Annotated in this window: 17 protein-coding genes and 1 pseudogene; 3 read left to right on the forward strand and 15 right to left on the reverse strand. The window is 40.3% G+C overall.

What is annotated here, in order from left to right:
• Nucleotides 1-185 precede the first annotated feature (185 nt).
• The 9 genes from ACZ5XY_RS11255 to ACZ5XY_RS11295 all read right to left on the reverse strand — a co-directional run bounded on the left by ACZ5XY_RS11255 (nucleotide 186) and on the right by ACZ5XY_RS11295 (nucleotide 4,823).
• Nucleotides 186-530: a hypothetical protein gene (locus ACZ5XY_RS11255; RefSeq protein ID WP_464741708.1), complete on the reverse strand. Its 345-nt coding sequence runs from the start codon at nucleotides 528-530 to the stop codon at nucleotides 186-188.
• The gene (locus tag ACZ5XY_RS11260; RefSeq protein WP_464741710.1) at nucleotides 505-957 is read right to left on the reverse strand and encodes a hypothetical protein; all 453 of its coding nucleotides are present in this window, start codon (nucleotides 955-957) and stop codon (nucleotides 505-507) included. Before ACZ5XY_RS11260 ends, ACZ5XY_RS11255 begins: the two co-directional genes overlap by 26 nt.
• A gap of 130 nt (nucleotides 958-1,087) precedes the next feature.
• On the reverse strand, nucleotides 1,088-1,594 hold the full coding sequence (locus tag ACZ5XY_RS11265) for a hypothetical protein (protein WP_464741712.1): 507 nt from the start codon (nucleotides 1,592-1,594) through the stop codon (nucleotides 1,088-1,090).
• Nucleotides 1,591-2,133 carry a hypothetical protein gene (locus ACZ5XY_RS11270; protein ID WP_464741714.1) on the reverse strand — a complete coding sequence of 181 codons (543 nt, stop codon included), beginning with the start codon at nucleotides 2,131-2,133 and terminating at the stop codon, nucleotides 1,591-1,593. Before ACZ5XY_RS11270 ends, ACZ5XY_RS11265 begins: the two co-directional genes overlap by 4 nt.
• Nucleotides 2,134-2,317: 184 nt before the next feature.
• Nucleotides 2,318-2,617, reverse strand: coding sequence for a hypothetical protein (locus ACZ5XY_RS11275; protein WP_464741716.1), 300 nt, complete (start codon nucleotides 2,615-2,617; stop codon nucleotides 2,318-2,320).
• Nucleotides 2,611-3,078, reverse strand: coding sequence for a hypothetical protein (locus tag ACZ5XY_RS11280; RefSeq protein WP_464741718.1), 468 nt, complete (start codon nucleotides 3,076-3,078; stop codon nucleotides 2,611-2,613). The genes ACZ5XY_RS11275 and ACZ5XY_RS11280 overlap by 7 nt, the downstream gene beginning before the upstream one ends.
• A gap of 310 nt (nucleotides 3,079-3,388) precedes the next feature.
• Entirely contained in the window at nucleotides 3,389-3,889 is a 501-nt protein-coding gene (locus ACZ5XY_RS11285; protein ID WP_464741720.1) for a hypothetical protein, read from the reverse strand.
• Nucleotides 3,890-3,997: 108 nt separating this feature from the next.
• Nucleotides 3,998-4,435, reverse strand: coding sequence for a hypothetical protein (locus tag ACZ5XY_RS11290; RefSeq protein WP_464741722.1), 438 nt, complete (start codon nucleotides 4,433-4,435; stop codon nucleotides 3,998-4,000).
• 16 nt (nucleotides 4,436-4,451) lie between these two features.
• Nucleotides 4,452-4,823 (reverse strand): hypothetical protein, encoded by a 372-nt coding sequence (locus tag ACZ5XY_RS11295; protein ID WP_464741724.1) that lies wholly within the window; start codon nucleotides 4,821-4,823, stop codon nucleotides 4,452-4,454.
• Between the two features lie 3 nt (nucleotides 4,824-4,826).
• Here ACZ5XY_RS11295 and ACZ5XY_RS11300 point away from each other — a divergent pair, with 3 nt between their 5' ends.
• Both ACZ5XY_RS11300 and ACZ5XY_RS11305 read left to right on the forward strand, forming a co-directional pair.
• Nucleotides 4,827-5,267, forward strand: a complete 441-nt coding sequence (locus ACZ5XY_RS11300; protein WP_464740915.1) for a transposase family protein — start codon at nucleotides 4,827-4,829, stop codon at nucleotides 5,265-5,267.
• An 8-nt stretch (nucleotides 5,268-5,275) separates the two neighbouring features.
• Nucleotides 5,276-5,659: pseudogene (locus ACZ5XY_RS11305) on the forward strand (transposase family protein); the annotation flags it as partial.
• Here the strand turns inward: ACZ5XY_RS11305 and ACZ5XY_RS11310 are convergent.
• From ACZ5XY_RS11310 to ACZ5XY_RS11335, 6 genes are all read right to left on the reverse strand, one after another.
• Nucleotides 5,621-5,899: a hypothetical protein gene (locus ACZ5XY_RS11310; RefSeq protein ID WP_464741726.1), complete on the reverse strand. Its 279-nt coding sequence runs from the start codon at nucleotides 5,897-5,899 to the stop codon at nucleotides 5,621-5,623. The pseudogene ACZ5XY_RS11305 and the gene ACZ5XY_RS11310 sit on opposite strands and share 39 nt — an antisense overlap.
• A 184-nt stretch (nucleotides 5,900-6,083) precedes the next feature.
• Nucleotides 6,084-6,383, reverse strand: a complete 300-nt coding sequence (locus ACZ5XY_RS11315) for a hypothetical protein (protein WP_464741716.1) — start codon at nucleotides 6,381-6,383, stop codon at nucleotides 6,084-6,086.
• The gene (locus ACZ5XY_RS11320; protein ID WP_464741728.1) at nucleotides 6,377-7,168 is read right to left on the reverse strand and encodes a hypothetical protein; all 792 of its coding nucleotides are present in this window, start codon (nucleotides 7,166-7,168) and stop codon (nucleotides 6,377-6,379) included. Before ACZ5XY_RS11320 ends, ACZ5XY_RS11315 begins: the two co-directional genes overlap by 7 nt.
• A 124-nt stretch (nucleotides 7,169-7,292) precedes the next feature.
• The gene (locus ACZ5XY_RS11325) at nucleotides 7,293-7,799 is read right to left on the reverse strand and encodes a hypothetical protein (protein WP_464741730.1); all 507 of its coding nucleotides are present in this window, start codon (nucleotides 7,797-7,799) and stop codon (nucleotides 7,293-7,295) included.
• Entirely contained in the window at nucleotides 7,796-10,984 is a 3,189-nt protein-coding gene (locus tag ACZ5XY_RS11330; RefSeq protein ID WP_464741732.1) for a transglutaminase-like domain-containing protein, read from the reverse strand. The genes ACZ5XY_RS11325 and ACZ5XY_RS11330 overlap by 4 nt, the downstream gene beginning before the upstream one ends.
• Before the next feature lie 173 nt (nucleotides 10,985-11,157).
• Complete coding sequence (locus ACZ5XY_RS11335) at nucleotides 11,158-18,147, reverse strand: carboxypeptidase regulatory-like domain-containing protein (protein ID WP_464741734.1); 6,990 nt, start codon at nucleotides 18,145-18,147, stop codon at nucleotides 11,158-11,160.
• A 266-nt stretch (nucleotides 18,148-18,413) separates the two neighbouring features.
• Between ACZ5XY_RS11335 and ACZ5XY_RS11340 the strand changes: the two genes are divergently transcribed.
• Nucleotides 18,414-18,941: a hypothetical protein gene (locus ACZ5XY_RS11340; RefSeq protein ID WP_464741736.1), complete on the forward strand. Its 528-nt coding sequence runs from the start codon at nucleotides 18,414-18,416 to the stop codon at nucleotides 18,939-18,941.
• The last annotated feature ends 51 nt before the right edge of the window (nucleotides 18,942-18,992 follow it).

The raw sequence follows: 18,992 nt of genomic DNA on the forward strand, positions 1-18,992 counted from the left end.
AGCAAACATCTCAGATAATATGTAAAAAGAAAAAACACTACATATGGAAACTATTAAGTTTGAAAAGTGAAGATATAAAATCTTAATCTTATTTGTTTGGAAACTGTTGTATTTTAAGTAGACAGCATAAAATACTATAGCTAAAGACAATACTAAAAATATAGATGATAAATAATTTAATTTAATCATGGCATTTCTCTGCAACCAATATTATTTGCAGCTTCTGCTATAGAATTTGCAAGTGTATCACCTAAAAAATAGGCTATTATAGCGCCTATAGCTCCACCGCCCAAGAAAGATAATCCCGTATTAAGCGCAAATATCAAGCCATAGACGGTAATAACAGAAGGTATGTTTCTTACACAAGATAAATTTAATGATTTGTGAAATGACAAATACAGTAGATAGTTTCCAAGTGCCCAACCTAGAATATTTGCAATTTGACCAACATATGGAACAAATGATAAACCCAATAATGCTAATGAAATTATAAAAGCATTATCCTCAACGAATTTTAAAACCCCCCCCATCCAATCCCCCGCCAATCATATACGCCCCAGCACCTGAAACAGGGTCTAAAATGGTGTAGCCCGTACCTTTCCAACCATTAAAGCTCATCTGAGTGTCATGAACCGTGACCGTCCTACCCGCATTAACCCCATTACGGATATCCGTCATCACCACATCGCTGTGATTGAGCTTGGGCAGTACTTCAGCGTAATTGGCTTGGGTAATGGTATAGATGGTCTGACCTTGCTGGGCGGCTAGAGTTAAGGCTTTGACTGCACTGATGCCATCAGCTTCTTTCTCAGGAGTGTCAGGGTCGTCAAATAGCTGCTCAGGAACTAAGTTTTCATTCAGACTATAGCTCGGTCCTCTTGAGAGGTTATAAGCGCTGAGCTTATCTTTGTCGTTGTTTATCTCAACTGTGGTATGGGCAATTTTATCAATGTCCATGACCACCCCACCCATCTTTACCGCAAAGGGCAGACCAAAGCGATATTCAGGGGTGAGGTTGGTTGAGAATGTGCCATAGGTTAGATAAGGGTACTGAACGATGCCTGCTTGCAGGATAGCGCCTATATACTTAATACAGTTTACCTACATTATAAATTAAAGAAACAATAGCCATTACAAGTAAAAATAATAAATAGTATTTTTCCCTGACCATAACCTTATTTTTAGGCTTAATTACAAAATACCTTTTAGGATTATTAGGGTTGTAGAAAAAATCTATTTGTTTTACTTCCTCACAAAAAGCTATTGTATCTTTTTCTGCATTAAAGAACCTTACGTCATAAGTAAAAAATCCTTCATATTCTTTATTATCTACTGTGTAATAGAAATTAAATTTGGGTACAGCAGTTCCAGTTGTGAATGAAAATAAAACTAAGTATTTAGTATGTAAAGAGTAGCCTAATTTCGATGTTTTTTTCTTACACCAAAACCTCTTTATAGTAAAAATAACTATATTTTCCTTTATTAGGAGGTATATTAAGAAAGATATCAATATGTAATTAAATATAAGAAATTCAGATTTTATTGCTGATAAGAAAAGAGATATTGTGGTTATGCAAAATAACATATACTTCACTTATTTTCTCTCCTTACTGTGCATTTTTCACTAATTACTGAATTTATAATAATGGTAAATACTATATCTATAACTAATACTATAGAAAATCCTATTAAAAGTGCCCAACCTACGAATGGAAGAAAAAGCAGTAAACTGTTTATTATCGTTTGAAGCGCAATTAAAGAAGCCACTGATGCCAATACCTTAAAGTAATCAGTACAGTCAAAAGGGATACTCGTGAGAGTCAATAGTGATCGAATTACGATGAACTTATTAGCTAGACGTTTTAAAAAATTAACAGTATCAGTATCTCTTACTATTTTAGCTAGAGTTTCAACGTAGGTTCGAAAGTTATCAAAAACCATCATTAAATAGCTAAGTGCGGCATTAATATTAGTCCAGCCCCCATCCAATCCCCCGCCAATCATATACGCCCCAGCGCCTGAAATAGGGTCTAAAATGGTGTAGCCCGTACCTTTCCAACCATTAAAGCTAATCTGAGTGTCATGAACCGTGACCGTCCTACCTGCATTAACCCCATTACGGATATCCGTCATCACCACATCGCTGTGATTGAGCTTGGGCAGTACTTCAGCGTAATTGGCTTGGGTAATGGTATAGATGGTCTGACCTTGCTGGGCGGCTAGATTTAAGGCTTTGACTGCACTGATGCCATCAGCTTCTTTCTCGGGGGTGTCAGGGTCGTCAAATAGCTGCTCAGGAATTAAGTTTTCATTCAGGTTATAGTTTAGATTTTATAATTTCATTTTTTAAAGGTAAGCTAAAATAAAGCAATAAGTAAACTATTATAGCAACAGGAATAAATACAAGAACATTATTTAATATACTTACTCCTATCGCACCTAAAACTATCCCCGTGGTAAAACCTTTAAACATCCATATTTGATACTTAAAGGAATCAACAAGTTCATATCCACACTTTACACAAGGAAGCAATGATGAAGAACCAAGATTCTTAATATTAAATACTATTAAGAATTTGCTAGGCAATGGAGTTAAACATTGAGGACATTTTAGCATGCTATACTCTTTAATCTATTAGTCATCATGTTTGTAAGAATACTACCCATTGTAGCAATCATAATCGCAGCGAAAGCCCCACCTGTAACAATTGCAAGTACAGCGAATATCGCTATGATAGATAATAACGGGATTAGTATAGTAATACCATTTTGAAGGCTGCAATCTGAGAAAACACTATACACAGTAGTGATAACTGTAAAGAGCAGGCCTATTGCCCCTGTATAGAATTGATATCTTAATGGAAATTTTGTATGCATATCTATAGTAGCGTCAACAAGAGATGTTAGTGATAGCAACAAAAAACCGAAAAAATCAGTTATGCCAAACACATAGTCAGTAAACCCCCTATCCAATCCCCCGCCAATCATATACGCCCCAGCGCCTGAAACAGGGTCTAAAATGGTGTAGCCCGTACCTTTCCAACCATTAAAGCTAATCTGAGTGTCATGAACTGTCACTGTATTATTTCAAATATAAAAGTCATTCTTCTCGAGGAAAATTGTTTTTTTGTCTATTAAACCCTAATATAGGAGTAACTATGCAAATTACTAAATAAATAAGACCATATTCTAAGGTTAGTATTGTAAACAACCATGCTATTAACCCTCCTACTGAAGAACCCATTATTATTGCTTTATTGTTTATGTTTTTAAATTTAAGCTTATTTTGCGAATAAATAGCACTACGATAAGAAAGATAAATACCTAAGAATAGATATGACAAGGATATCAGCATATTATCGAACGAAATAAATAGTAGATTTTTCATTTAACAATCTCTAAAAGCATTTGGTACAAAGAATAATGAGGTAAGGGTTCCTAGAAAGTTTGCAACTAACTGAACAAATACACTAGCGCTAAAACCCATTCGTAAGTAAAAAACGCCTGCCGCTACTACTCCTAAATCATCAGATACCTTACAATCTTTATCACGCATATCTATATATGTAGCAATAATTAAAAATGTTGTAATAGTTATGATTAGGAAAGGAATAACAATAGATATAAAAAATGGCGTAACTATCCCCATTAATGTTGGGAATGATGCCATCAATCCTAATAAGGAGACAAAAGCGGTTAATGGAGTGCTATTACTATTAAGAAACTCAACCCAACCCCCATCCAATCCCCCGCCAATCATATACGCCCCAGCGCCTGAAATAGGGTCTAAAATGGTGTAGCCCGTACCTTTCCAACCATTAAAGCTAATCTGAGTGTCATGAACCGTGACCGTCCTACCTGCATTAACCCCATTACGGATATCCGTCATCACCACATCGCTGTGATTGAGCTTGGGCAGTACTTCAGCGTAATTGGCTTTGGTAACTATGTAACACACGCTTTTTCATAAAGGTAATCTGCTGAGAATATAGCGGTTTTATATAGCAAAATGCGAAAAAATTTGTGCAAAAATTATAAACATAATGGCTATAATTGCATACTGAAATCTAGGTTCAGGTCGATAGACTATAAACTGATTCGGGTTTTTTGGATTAACGTATACCGTTACTGACTTTATGTTATCTAAGAATTCTTGCATAGCTTTTTCATTTTTAAAATTATACTTATCCCATCGAAAGAAGATCTCTCCAAAAATATCTTTACCCTTATAATCAAAAATAAAAGAGATATAAGGTTCATGCAATTTCATAACTCCTGCTATCTCTACGAGTCTTTCTTTATAAATTATCTTTCTATCCAACTCATGAATAATCATTTTATCCCAAAACCTATCAAGTATGAATTTTGCAATCTTATTCTTAAGTGCTAAAATAAAGAAAACAGCAGATAATATATATAAGACTATTAACTCCAAAATTAATTTCCTATTTTTATGCGCAAGATGTCTCAATTGCTCGATTATTTAAATACGTAAAAAACATGTCAGCCACAATAGCCGCGAGAAACAATACAATAGGCCCCAAGAATAGACCTAGCCCAGCAAAAAAAGCTATTAGTATAATATTTAAAAATACAGTCCAAAATACTGCCATAGCAGCATTTAAACAGTCAGGAGGTATAGCTCCTATAGTCTGAACAACACGAGCTAAAACTAAAAACCTACCAAATTTTTTTGCAAAAAAAGTAATAACTTTTTTAAACTCATCTGTGTACTGAGCGACTGTTAATAACGCTATTAGACCTCTTGCAAAAGTATCCCAACTTGCTAGGATATCCGTAACTGACTCACAAAGAATGACCATATTATGCCCGATACCGCCAAACTCCTTAGCCAAAGCAATGCTAACTTCAAACGCTACACCGGTATAGAAAAAGCGACCTTTGAGCACATGCTTAAAGCCATGCAGGCGCATGAGACTCAGAAGACAAAATCTGGCAGACCAAGTGAGCTCAGTCTGGAAGAACAAATTTTACTGGCGCTAACCTACTGGCGGGAGTATCGAACACTTTATCATATTGGCATGGACTTTGGGGTTCACGAATCTTCAGCATGTCGCATCGTTCGTAAAGTTGAAGATATTCTTATCACGTCAGGTCAATTTGACTTACCGAAAAAACTGCCAAGCAGAACAGACGATGACATTAACTGGTCAGCGGTCATTGTCGATGCCACAGAAACCCCGATTGAGCGTCCAAAAAAAACCAAAAACAATACTACAGCGGCAAAAAGAAACGACACACCCTAAAGGCACAGCTCATCATTCATTGGCAAACGGGGACGATATTAGACGTTCAAACCTGCAAAGGCTCAGTTCACGACTTCAAGCTCTACAAAGACACTCGACCAGATTGGCTGCCGGATACGGCATATATCATGGCAGATGGCGGTTATCAAGGTCTTGCTAAATTGCATGACAATACGTTCACCCCGTTCAAAAAGCCTAAAGGGGGCAGTTTGATTAGTGAGGCCAAACACGCCAATCAGTACCTTGCTAAGTGTCGTATTTTAGTTGAGCACAAAATAGGATTGGTTAAGTTATTCAAGATGGTCGCTGAACGCTATCGCAACCGAAGACGACGCTATGATCTTCGGATGAAGTTATTCACAGGCATTGTCAACTTTGAGAATGCGCTTTAACTTTTGCAAGAGGTCTATTATACCTTCCCCAACATAAGCATAAAATTGCATCAATACACCAAGTGCATTGTTTAATTTAGTCCAACCCCTATCCAATCCCCCGCCAATCATATACGCCCCAGCACCTGAAACAGGGTCTAAAATGGTGTAGCCCGTACCTTTCCAACCATTAAAGCTAATCTGAGTGTCATGAACCGTGACCGTCCTACCTGCATTAACCCCATTACGGATATCCGTCATCACCACATCGCTGTGATTGAGCTTGGGCAGTACTTCAGCGTAATTGGCTTTGGTAATGGTATAGATAGTCTGACCTTGCTGGGCAGCTAGAGCTAAGGCTTTGACTGCACTGATGCCATCGGCTTCTTTCTCAGGAGTGTCAGGGTCGTCAAATAGCTGCTCAGGAATTAAGTTTTCATTCAGGTTATAGTTTAGATTTTATAATTTCATTTTTTAAAGGTAAGCTAAAATAAAGCAATAAGTAAACTATTATAGCAACAGGAATAAATACAAGAACATTATTTAATATACTTACTCCTATCGCACCTAAAACTATCCCCGTGGTAAAACCTTTAAACATCCATATTTGATACTTAAAGGAATCAACAAGTTCATATCCACACTTTACACAAGGAAGCAATGATGAAGAACCAAGATTCTTAATATTAAATACTATTAAGAATTTGCTAGGCAATGGAGTTAAACATTGAGGACATTTTAGCATGCTATACTCTTTAATCTATTAGTCATCATGTTTGTAAGAATACTACCCATTGTAGCAATCATAATCGCAGCGAAAGCCCCACCTGTAACAATTGCAAGTACAGCGAATATCGCTATGATAGATAATAACGGGATTAGTATAGTAATACCATTTTGAAGGCTGCAATCTGAGAAAACACTATACACAGTAGTGATAACTGTAAAGAGCAGGCCTATTGCCCCTGTATAGAATTGATATCTTAATGGAAATTTTGTATGCATATCTATAGTAGCGTCAACAAGAGATGTTAGTGATAGCAACAAAAAACCGAAAAAATCAGTTATGCCAAACACATAGTCAGTAAACCCCCCATCCAATCCCCCGCCAATCATATACGCCCCAGCGCCTGAAATAGGGTCTAAAATGGTGTAGCCCGTACCTTTCCAACCATTAAAGCTAATCTGAGTGTCATGAACCGTGACTGTCCTACCTGCATTAACCCCATTACGGATATCCGTCATCACCACATCGCTGTGATTGAGCTTGGGCAGTACTTCAGCGTAATTGGCTTTGGTAATGGTATAGATGGTCTGACCTTGCTGGGCGGCTAGAGTTAAGGCTTTGACTGCACTGATGCCATCGGCTTCTTTCTCGGGGGTGTCAGGGTCGTCAAATAGCTGCTCAGGAACTAAGTTTTCATTCAGGCTATAGCTCGGTCCTCTTGAAAGGTTATAAGCCTTGGGCTTATCTTTGTCGTTGTTTATCTCAACTGTGGTATGGGCAATTTTATCAATGTCCATGACCATCCCGCCCATCTTTACCGCAAAGGGCAGACCAAAGCGATATTCAGGGGTGAGGTTGGTTGAGAATGTGCCATAGGTTAGATAAGGATACTGAACGATGCCTGCTTGCAGGATAGCGCCTATATACTTAATACAGTTTACCTACATTATAAATTAAAGAAACAATAGCCATTACAAGTAAAAATAATAAATAATACTTTTCCCTGACCATAACCTTATTTTTAGGCTTAATTACAAAATACCTTTTAGGATTATTAGGGTTGTAGAAAAAATCTATTTGTTTTACTTCCTCACAAAAAGCTATTGTATCTTTTTCAGCATTAAAGAACCTTACGTCATAAGTAAAAGATCCTTTATATTCTTTATTATCTACTGTGTAATAAAAATTAAATTTAGGTAAAGTGGTCTCAGTTGTCGCTGTCAATAACGCTAAGTGGTCAGTATATAGAGAAAAACTTAGTTTTGACGTTTTTTTTGGATACCAAATAATCTTTACAAAAAAAATTCCAAAATACTCTTTTGTTGTTAAAAATAGTAAGAAAAATATTAAAATATAATTAGCTATAAGAATACCATATTCTATAGATACTATAAATAGTAATATAGTAGTTACGCAAAATGACATATATTTCATTTACTTTCTCTTCTAGCGCTACAACCTATATTAATTATTGAGTTTATACCCATAGTAAATAATATATCTGAGACTAATGCCATAGCAAAGACTATCAATAGTCCCCAACCCGTGAGTCCGATTAAAGTTGCTGAAGTTTCTAATAATACTTGGGCTATTATAAAAAGTGATACCAATATACTTACAGTAAGCGGATTAACACAGTCAGCAGGAAGGCTTGTGAGAGTTAATATGGCTCGGATTACACCGAACTTATTACCTAGGCGTTTTAAGAAATTAACAGTATCGGTATCTCTTACTATTTTAGCTAGAGTTTCAACGTAGCCTCGAAAGTTATCAAAAACCATCATTAAATAGCTAAGTGCGGCATTGATATTAATCCAACCCCCATCCAATCCACCGCCAATCATATACGCCCCAGCACCTGAAACAGGGTCTAAAATGGTGTAGCCCGTACCTTTCCAACCATTAAAGCTCATCTGAGTGTCATGAACCGTGACCGTCCTACCCGCATTAACCCCATTACGGATATCCGTCATCACTACATCGCTGTGATTGAGCTTGGGCAGTACTTCAGCGTAATTGGCTTTGGTAATGGTATAGATGGTCTGACCTTGCTGGGCAGCTAGAGTTAAGGCTTTGACTGCACTGATGCCATCGGCTTCTTTCTCAGGGGTGTCAGGGTCGTCAAATAGCTGCTCAGGAATTAAGTTTTCATTCAGACTATAGCTCGGTCCTCTTGAGAGGTTATAAGCGCTGAGCTTGTCTTTGTCGTTGTTTATCTCAACTGTGGTATGGGCAATTTTATCAATATCCATGACCACCCCGCCCATCTTTACCGCAAAGGGCAAGCCAAAGCGATATTCAGGGGTGAGGTTGGTTGAGAATGTGCCATAGGTCAGATAAGGGTACTGAACGATGCCTGCTTGCTTTTGGGCGATGAGGTCTTGGGTGTCATTAACGGCATAATAGCTTTGAACCCCTGCTTGCAGGATAGCACCTGTAAGGTCGTGCTTGGTGAGACCGTCTAGTGCAGCTTGGTTTTGAGACTGCTCAAATTGTTCGAGCTTGGCTTTGGTGGTCTCAAGAGTATTTTTGGTGATTTCTAGTTGCGCTTGGCTCAGCCCTTGTAAGTCATAGCCAATGGCGTGGTATTCGCCGGCGATGATTTCTTTATTCGTGCCGCCGTTCGAGCTTCTGCCAGGGCTTGTGATGTCTATTTTTCCGCTGATGCTGTCACCAAGCTTATAATTGCTGCCAGTAGCGATGATGTCATGACCTAAAGTAATTTCAGGGGTCATGTTGATGCTGGTCGGTAATCTGCTTGGCAGTGTGCCATTGGCATCTTTTGGTAAATAGCTCAGTAGCCGGTCTTCATCGGCTTGACTTGCAGGCTTAAAAGACAACGCTAAGGGTTTACCTTGCAATTTTGTGGTTGCAATTTTTACAGTTAAGGCAGGTGAGCTGAGTTCTGCATAGCCGCCATAACCGGCAAGGTTTTCATACAGCACCATCGTGAAGTAATGGCGCATGCTGTCGGGCAGTTCTTGATAGTCTGAAACGACTGTTTTGACTTGATACGGCAGTATGGGGCTTAGCATCGCGCTGTTGTAAGGCTTGATGGTGCTGGTGCCTAGCACGTCGCCCACAGTCGCGTCGCTATGGTTTTGCTTAATATACTGTTCAACTTGCGCTTGATAGTCTTCAATGGCTTGATTGACGGCGCCTTGGTTAAGATTACGAACGCTGCCTGCCGCTTCATCAATATCAGCACCGCTTTTAGCCTTTTCAATCAGAGCTTCGGCATCAAAGGGTACGGCTTTTGTTAAATCAATGCCTTCAGTGCGAATGTATGATTTATAACTGGCATCAAGTGGTATCCACTGGGTTTGGTTGGCGTTGTTAGCTGCGCCGCGACTTATCGCATTAATATTGGCTTCGACCCAAACGTGTTCCATCCGCAGATGAGTGGCAACGCTGCCGTTGGTCAGCGCAACGTTTGGGACGCCGCCTTGACCAAGCAGGTTTTGCGCTGCACTTATGTTATTGACGCCGCCGACCCAGTCCATCGCTTGTTTGGCTGGGATGTCAACGGTGCCGTAAACGTATCGGGCTGGTATTCCTGAGGCTCGCAGTAACGCAATGAGTAGACTTGCGGTATCAAAGGCGTTACCACGTTCGGTTTGCAGAGTATAGTCGCTGCCTTGGATGCTGCCATAAGTTGGAATATATTGAATGGTGTCATGTACCCATTTATAAATTTCAGCAGGGTTGTGATTCAATTCACTGGCTTTGTTTTTAATGGCTTGGGTGATTTGAATGTCAGGGGTTTCAGTCAAGTCAGCAGGTTGTACTTGAGCCGGCAGAGCATTGAGAACTGCCCAGTTGCCGGCGTCTGTTTGCCCTGAAAACCCTGTAACTTTGTTAAAGTTGGTATGAATAGCCGTTTGATTCAGTAGCATCTGCCCGACGCGGTATTCGGTATCGCGCCATTGATGCACGGCCGAAAAGGGCTGTTGATTGGCATTATAGTTGGCTTTTTGCAGTACAGCGGCATCTGATTCAGTAACGATAGGCTTGCGTACTTTACTGTCTGGCGTACCCCAAGGCAGGTTTTCTACGTCCGTTTGCTGCTTTTTGGGCTGCCATTCTTGCAGTTGGGCGTTAATGGCGGCCATGGCTTCTGCATTTTGGCTTTCTGTGGTGCTGCGGCGCAATTGAGCGAATAAGTTATTTAAGGTTTGGTGACGCGCGTTCATTTCAATAATGAGGTCGCGATGATTTACAAAGTCTTGTTTGGTAAAGCCACCTTGTTGCATGTGTTTGGTTTGAGCAGAGAGCTGAGCCATGAGGTTTTGCTGCTCGTCATTTAGCTGCTCTTGTAAACTTAGCAATTGCGATGTTGTGTTTTTTAAGGTTTCAGGATCAATCGTTTCAATGACTTCGCTATTTTCGGTAAAAATGTTTGTGATGCCATCCATCATTTTTTTGTAGATGCTTCTTCCTGCAAGCGTTTTTTGACGGTGCTGTTGATAGCTTTCTTGCTGCAACTGGTACTTGGCAGTGAGGTTAACGAGTTTATCGTAAGCATCATTACCAACAAGGCTTTGCTTTGCAGCAAGCGCGGCTTTGGCTTTATCATTTGCCATGGCAGCTTGTGCAGGTAAGGTTATGACGTTAAGCATTCCTGCTGTGCATAATATGCTTAGCGCTTTCGTCAATTTGGTTGCACAATCAGAAGTTGTAGTTTGCGGGTTTGGTCTAAAGAAGAGGGTCATAGTTATGCCTTAAAGACGATTACAATCATTATTTTTTAGATTTATCTACTTTTATTGTTTGCTGTTTGAGCTTGTGATATTTAGCTGCGAGCCAAATACCATTCTATTTGTAATGCTCTTAGCAGCTCATCTAGCTCGAAGCGTAACTGATGCAGCTCTGCTGAGTGGTCTCGTGTCTGCAGACGTGACAAGGTGTCTCCAAGTCGTGCAACTTCTTGTAGGGCTAATTGGTGATTGTTGTTGTTTCGATGCATCTTAATGATTTTAAGCTTAGTGGCTATATTGGCGTTTCCTCCTGTGTTTTGGCTGTTCGTTTGCCAATGAATCAAATACTCTTGAATGAGGTTAAGGCGCGCGTCAATATCTCTGACCAAATAGCGGGCTTCAAATTGCTCCATAATTGCGGCGTTCTGGCTGCCATTCGTGACGTCTGAGGCAGTCAGCCGAACAGGGTGCGCACCAGCAGTGTTTGGAAGCCTTATGGTAATTACGTCACTAATGCTTTGATTGGCTTTTAAAGCAATTTGGTAATTCACCACCTTGTCATTTTTGATGACATCATCAACACCGCCTTTATACCCGAGCCATTGACTGCCTGTAGGTAAATCTACACTGATTAAAATGCGCTTATCTATGCTGCTTGTATTTTCAAATGTAATAGGCAGACGTATGACTTCATTAGGAACATAATCTGCTTTGATTGTCTGGCGCCTTGAGGTTAGTATTTTTTGCAAAATACTGTCCCAATGAAGTTCTTGTGCGTTCACATGGCTTTGACTATCAGGATAAGGCGCGATGTTTGCTGAGGTGGCTAAATCTAGGCTGGTTATGACATCAAAGCTTGTCGCTATGGGCATACCGTTGCCGTAGCGCTGACTGACGATGGCAGGATAGTCGGTGCTTTGAGATGGGTTGAAGTTGCCTTGATGCTGATTACCGCCGTTATACTGACTGCTGACGGTTGCCCAAACTTGAGCTTTAGTAGGATCTGTGAGGAAGAATCGCTGCACCCAATGGCCGTTATTAGGTTTGTTCTTGTATTGCGTCGTCACGCTAAGCTTAGCGTTAGCAATGACATTGTCGCTAGGCGGCGCGACAAATTGGTCTATAAGCGTGAGCATATTGGAGCCAATGTTTAAGATGCCCTGACTTTTCACCCCTGCAAGGCTATAAAGCTCGTGATTAGCCGAACCGTTCATTGCACTGTCTATCAATAGATTGTCGCCACTGTAGGCAAGCTCAATGAGCTCTTGCTGAGCGTGGTAGTATAGGGGTCTGGTACTTCCAAGCAGCCAATATTGAGCATATTTGCCACTTTGCATTTCATTGGTGAACTGATCAGGAGTCGCGACCAGCTTATAAGGAATATTTATTCGGTCTAAATAAGGTGTTAATACGGCTGCACGCTCATCGAGGCAGCTTTCTTTATAGCCACCATAATGATTGCCATATTTAAACGTTTGGTTGTTGGCTTGCCATCCTGGTACGCAGTCATAATAAATCAGCAGCGTGTCGCTCAACTGCTTACGGTTATCAATGGTGACATGAATTGGGGGCTGCGTGAGTAATACTTGAGCTTGCGCTAAGCCCTTTTCTTCTTGACTAAATGTTGCTAACAAGACTGCCGTGATGCGTTCGCCATCCATACCAGAACTTGCCCAAGGCAAGCTGCCTGAGATGGTGTTGTCAGCGCCAATATTTACCGATGATAGTGCTAAGGTTTTAAATGGCTTTGGGTCATTTTCTTTAAATAAGGCAATGGATAATGGTACGTCTTTGAGTTGCTCTTTGCTTGAATTATTAATCGTCCATTGCCAGTTTACTGTATCACCGACTTCTATTTCAGCGGCGCCAGTTAGTGTTCCCGATACACCAAAGCCTGACTGCGCCGCTGAAAGCACGTTGAATGATTGGGTTAATATTTGTTCAGCTTGATTGCCATCACTGGCTGTTGTAGCGCTGGTAATCAGATAATCACCTGCAACGGCATCTACAAGAGGGATGCTAAAGTGTTGGTCTTTAATAGCGTTTGGTGCTAGTTCATGATGGCTATATGATTGCGTCCAAATGAGCTTTCCGCTTGGATCGGTAGCGGTCAGCGTTACCTCACGCTGTCCTGCCATAGCATTACTGGCAGTATTTATCAGTCGCGAGTGAACCTGAACTAGGTCAGTAGGAAGGTACTGTGTTTTATTAACCGACAATTGGCTATTGGTTTGAGCCGATAGCTCAACATCAGCGACAATGGCGAAATCTTTATCTACCGCCGCGACGATTTTGTCTTGATAAATCAGTTCAATACGCGCTTTGTAGTTTCCTGTGGGGCTTTGTTGAGTATTCCAAGTGTTTAAGATATTGGCACTGTTCACTGGGGGGTTGCCAATATTGGTAAGGGCAACATTTAAATCTACAGGATTATCATTAAACCGATGTATGAGGTTACCTGCGCTATCAACGATGCTGACACGAATACTCGGTGAGGTAGGAAAGCTGCCTAAGTTCGTGGGCGACGCTGTAATAGTCACTTTGTCATTGGCTGTATAGGCAGTCTTATTCGTACTCCCTGCAAGACTGAACGCCGTAAAATTGCCTGTGACGGCAATACGAGCCATGTTATTGCTACGGGTGTATTCTTGTATGACGCCGTGATCATAAGCGGGGTCTGTAGGAGTGACTGGGTTTGGAATACCTGTAGCACTTTCAATACCCGCCCCTGCATCGTTGGCAATGACGATAAGTTCGCCAAAGTCGGCAAGGCTGCCACTTTCAGGAGTGTAATCGATACTTAGGTCAACATAGCTGTCTGCGGCTAGTGAGTCTGTAAGAGTGACTTTGCCAATAAGTTGGGCTTGACCGTCGTTAGCGCCTTTAGGGAGTCTATAGAAGCTGATGGGAGTGCCTTTAGAAACCGGCTTTCCTCCAGCGTTACCAATACGAGCAGTAAAGCGGCTGGCAGCACTACTGCCGTTATCTTTAATTTGAAGATAAGAGGCGGTTATATCAGCAGCAGCTGTAACGTTGACTCCTGGAATCAAGTTAGCGCGATAGGTATTGTGTATGTCCCAGCTGTTAGGCTCAATTTTTGGTACAGATAAATCATCGTTGATGTTAGTGACATGATAGCTGTACTGATTCCAGATATTGCGGGTATCAGCCCAGTCTTTATTTTTGCTAGAGATCATGCGGATCCCATTGTATACCTTATTATCGTAAGACCTTCCATAGCTTGCTGATCCAAAAATAATATCTGCATGACCATCACCATCAGCATCTACAACAATGGGATATTCAATCCACGTCGCAGAGGTATGAGGTATCTCAAGTATTAAGTTGCCAGTTTCTGCATCAAGTATCATTAAACGAACTTCATCAGCATAGACTACTTCTTTTTTGCCATCATTATTAAAATCGAATAATGTTGATCCAGTAACTTGTGAAGACGTATCTTGTGTTTTGACTGACCATATTAGACTACCATCGGCATTAAAAGTATCATATGCATTTGCACCAGCAACTCCGATATCTGGTTTACCGTCACCATTGAAGTCTGCAACAGTCGGTGCTGGAGACTCAGAACCACTAGTCATTTTAATACGTCGTATTAGTTTGCCGTTTTGACCGTTATTAATATTGATGTAGCCTGCTGAAGTGGTGATAATTTCTGGATAACTATCATCATTTATATCAGCGATAGCAGCTGTACTTATAAATCTACTTCCTATTGATACTCCTTCCAAAGAAAATAGATGACTACCATCACTATCAAAAACATCTAATCCTGAAACTATTTGATTACCTGAACTGTCTTTTATAAGCTTTGCAATAACTGGAGGATAAAAAGCTTTAGTGTTTTTATTGCTAAAAATTGTCCACGTATCAGTCTCAAATGTATAATAGCCTGAGTTTGTCACCAAGTCAGAGAAGCCATCCTGATTGACATCTGCTATTTCAACTGGATTTGAGTTCATTCCTGCAGGAATAGATACTGTTCGAATAAGTTCTCCCTGATTATTTAAGATATCAATTTGGTTATTTGTTTTTCCTACTATAATCTCAGGTATTCCGTCATTATTTATATCGGCAGCTGACACAAAAGGATAATAATAGTTAGGTTGATAGCTACTGCGCTCCCATAAAACACTTCCGTCTCTACCATCTAATGCCGTTAGTACCCCATTTTCAGTGATATAAATAATAGCTGCAGCATCTCCAGCTCCTATAACGCCATCGCCATTTGTATCTAATAATGGTATTGCTATAGGTGAAGTATAATTTATCCCAGAACGCGGCTCTCCTTCTGGGTAGTTAGCACTTTTACCATGATGCCATGCCACCTCAGCCTCTAGCGTTCCTACAGGGGGCTTAATTTCAACACCATCACTTGTGAGCCTGACGTTATTATCCTCACTTTTTTCTGCAATTTGTTGCTCGCTATCGACCATAACGGCAATTGGTGCATCACGAAAATTCACCTTAGCATTGATCATAATATCAATCGCTTCGGTTGCGCCCTGAGTTAAAAACATTTTTGTTTTTAATTTGCCAACAATCTGTTCACCTTCATCGAACTGCCGATTGTTATTAGCATCGATAAACGCGATTACGCTCACATCTGTATTTAGTAAATCTGCATTTCCCTTGTTTTCAATGACTGCTTTTAGCGTTCCTGTTGTTATAAGACGCTGTTGGTCTGTTGATAAACTTGTACTGTCTATAGAAGCTAAAGTTAGATCTGGCAATACGACATCAGCAGATTTAGGGCGTAGGCGTATCTCTCCCATATCAACGTTGGTTGTGAAATCAGCTTGGCGGTTTATATGGCGAGTGGTGGGTAGATATAAAGCAGGGCTAATTTCAACGCGAACATTAGCGGCGCTTAAATTACTTGGAAGAGTGAATCTACCGCCGCTATCTGTCTTACCTGTATAAATCTTTTGGTCAGTATCATTATTAAATACCACGACAGGAGCATCTGCAATGGGATTATTGGTTTGCGAATCTACTACTGACCCTGATACCGCATAAGGATTAATGACTAAGCTTGGGGCATAATCAAGCGTGTTGTCATTATTTAAATCAAAAGTCTGACTGGACGAGCGGTAGGCTGGGTGCGATATTGTTAAACGCCATCTGCCAACTGGCAACTGCAACTCTAGCTTGTTAGCGATATTTAAATTATCACTGGGGACAAAAGACTGGGTTTGGACCACTTGATTGTTATCTAGTCTCTCTGCTACGACCTTAAACCCTTGGATGCTTTGCTTAGTTGTGGCATCGATTGGTGCAATGGTAAAGTTGCCAGTGAGATCAGGCAGTGGCTCACTGCTTGGATCATTTGGATCCGACAGCACCGTCTTTTTTAAAGTGATTATTCCCACATCATAAGTTGCGGCATCTTCAACTACAAAGTTAAAAGAGGTGTTTTGATATCCCTCTTTACTTAATCGCCAGATTTGTGTTCCAGCCTCCAAGCTGTTGATGCTGATTTTACCTGACGCATCTGTCGTCGCTGTTTGCTTGCTGTCTTCATTAGTAAAAACGACGCCAGCTAGAGGGTTTTCGTTATCATCTATTGCTTGAGCGACTAAGACTGCTTGCGGTTGGCTAGTGATTATCAGTTGAGGACTAAATAAGGTAACACCACCTGCTGGCGCTATACCGCTGCCTTGAACCGCTAAGTAGTTTTCGGCACGAATGTCTATTCCAAATCGCCCTTTTGAGACCTCTTGCTGCTCTTTTGTCAATGTAATCTGATAAGCACCTTGGCTATTAGTTTTCGTGACAATAGGCTCAAAATTACTTAGCTTTTTACCATCGGCATCAACAAGAACCAAAGTGACCATCGCATTTGCAATCAAGCTGTTTGACAGCTTATCCGTGACCGTTCCTTGTATCTGACCATTAGCAATGGCTGAGGCTCGGCTTAATTTAACCTGTCCTAAATTAACCTGCTCACCTTTACGCAAACGTAGAGTGAATTGAGCACTGGCATAACCTTCCTTACTAAGCGTAAATGTATAATTTCCTGCAGCTACGTTTTGTATAATGATATTGCCATCACTGTCGCTGATAATATTAATATCTTGAGCGCTGTTGGCACTGCTTGCAGTCAATGCTACCTCGCTTAAAGGTAATAAGGTCTCGGTATCTAATGTTGATAAACTGATGGCTGAGGTAATGGGATTAACAACTGGCTGCGACAGCTTGTTCAATGCCCGTAGCACTAAAGAGGTGACATAGACATCACCCTGCCAACTGCCATTTTCAGCCTGTAATGCTAATACGCGATTATTAAAATTGGTACGAAAGGCAGCTTGGTGATTACTGTCCTGGTAGGGATATAGACTTTCTGCAACTAACGCATCTAAAAACAATCCTTTTTCATTTTCTTGGGTAGACCAAGTCGCGGGGGCAGTTTGTCTAGAGCCAAGGTAATTCACCAAATTTTGTACATTGCTAATGTATTGACCTTGATTTTTTATATACGGTGTAAATGCTGACAGAACATAACTACTGGTATATAAGTTATCTAAATGAGAAATTTTGTAAGCACCATCTTGGTGCTGCTGAGTTGCAAGGTAGCTTAGAGCTTTGTTGATACGAGACTGCCAAAGCTTAAGAGTGGTTGCATCAAGATCGGACAGATAATTGGTTTCAGATAAAGCAATTAATACAAAAGCGGTGTCAAGCGGATTAGATTGCCAATCGCTCATATGACCAAAGCCGCCATCGATATTTTGATTATCTGTCAGCTTTTGCCATGCAGGATGCAATGTCTTTTCTTGGTGATAAGCCAATAAAGCAAGACGTACTAGACCTTCTGTACTAGATTCAACAGTTAGTGCTGAGGTTAAGTCAGTAGATTTTATTTGAGACTGCAGTAGCTTAAGAGTTTGGCTCATTTCTTGCTCAGTTTGCAGAGAGTGAGCTATAGCGCTACTAGGACTTTGAGATTGAGACATTAACCACTTCTGCCCCTTATCAGTGTCAGCATATGCCATGCTTGTGGCAAATGAAGAAACTATTCCAATACTGGCGGTTGACAGTGTGATTAACGTATTCAATCTCATGATTATTTACCGTTACTATATAATATGTTACAGAAATATTAATAATTGTATCTTGCGAACGATAAATGTATCTGACAATAAAGTCAACATTAATTTAATTTAAAAAAATAGGGTATACCGAAAATTCATAAAAAATATTAATAAATCTACTTTGTGATTTTAAATAATCTACTAAACTGTGATTAAACTATTTTTTAGTTAAAAATTAAAGCTGTTAGTTATATGTTGAATGGCGTAAAACGAATGAATTCTATTGAGATTAATTTATGAAGTTGTATGCACTAGCGTTTACGCTACCTTTATTAACGGCTTGTATGAGCATGAAAAATGTTAATGAGCTACCAAGCGAGCTGATTTATCAACCGCCAGTTTCAGGTGCCACAGCGACGATTATGGGTAAGATGGAACCGCGACATACGGCTCTTGTCGGCGACCGTATTGCCTATATTATTGATATTGATGGCAAGCGCGTTCCTAAAGGCAAAAAGGAAGCGTATAGCGCAACTTGGGATAAGGTTTATCCCATCACAGTGGGTGAACACACATTAACCGTTACTTACCGTATGGCAGGGCATTATACTCAGCCGACTAAGCTTACCTTTAATGCTGAGGCGAATAAAAACTATCAATTAGACTTCGTTACTGATATCGGTACGGCGTGGATGAGTAAAGACAGCTATGCTGATATTTGGATTAAAGATAAAGCTACAGGAAAACCTGTGACGGAGGTGGTAAGGACTGCACCACCAACTGCACCACGGACTATCTCTTATCCGATTATTATTAATAATTGATTGGAAGTTGTTACTTTAGATATTAGACCTCTTGCATGACTCACTACTTGG

The organism is Psychrobacter sp. GTC18467, assembly GCF_055397455.1.

Coding starts and splice junctions, on each gene's coding strand:
- ACZ5XY_RS11310 (WP_464741726.1), bottom strand. CDS start 5,899: ATGACGGATATCCGTAATGGGGTTAATGCAGGTAGGACGGTCACGGTT.
- ACZ5XY_RS11325 (WP_464741730.1), bottom strand. CDS start 7,799: ATGAAATATATGTCATTTTGCGTAACTACTATATTACTATTTATAGTA.
- ACZ5XY_RS11300 (WP_464740915.1), top strand. CDS start 4,827: ATGCCCGATACCGCCAAACTCCTTAGCCAAAGCAATGCTAACTTCAAA.
- ACZ5XY_RS11275 (WP_464741716.1), bottom strand. CDS start 2,617: ATGCTAAAATGTCCTCAATGTTTAACTCCATTGCCTAGCAAATTCTTA.
- ACZ5XY_RS11260 (WP_464741710.1), bottom strand. CDS start 957: ATGGACATTGATAAAATTGCCCATACCACAGTTGAGATAAACAACGAC.
- ACZ5XY_RS11270 (WP_464741714.1), bottom strand. CDS start 2,133: ATGACGGATATCCGTAATGGGGTTAATGCAGGTAGGACGGTCACGGTT.
- ACZ5XY_RS11255 (WP_464741708.1), bottom strand. CDS start 530: ATGGGGGGGGTTTTAAAATTCGTTGAGGATAATGCTTTTATAATTTCA.
- ACZ5XY_RS11320 (WP_464741728.1), bottom strand. CDS start 7,168: ATGGTCATGGACATTGATAAAATTGCCCATACCACAGTTGAGATAAAC.
- ACZ5XY_RS11315 (WP_464741716.1), bottom strand. CDS start 6,383: ATGCTAAAATGTCCTCAATGTTTAACTCCATTGCCTAGCAAATTCTTA.
- ACZ5XY_RS11340 (WP_464741736.1), top strand. CDS start 18,414: ATGAAGTTGTATGCACTAGCGTTTACGCTACCTTTATTAACGGCTTGT.
- ACZ5XY_RS11285 (WP_464741720.1), bottom strand. CDS start 3,889: ATGACGGATATCCGTAATGGGGTTAATGCAGGTAGGACGGTCACGGTT.
- ACZ5XY_RS11335 (WP_464741734.1), bottom strand. CDS start 18,147: ATGAGATTGAATACGTTAATCACACTGTCAACCGCCAGTATTGGAATA.
- ACZ5XY_RS11330 (WP_464741732.1), bottom strand. CDS start 10,984: ATGCTTAACGTCATAACCTTACCTGCACAAGCTGCCATGGCAAATGAT.
- ACZ5XY_RS11295 (WP_464741724.1), bottom strand. CDS start 4,823: ATGGTCATTCTTTGTGAGTCAGTTACGGATATCCTAGCAAGTTGGGAT.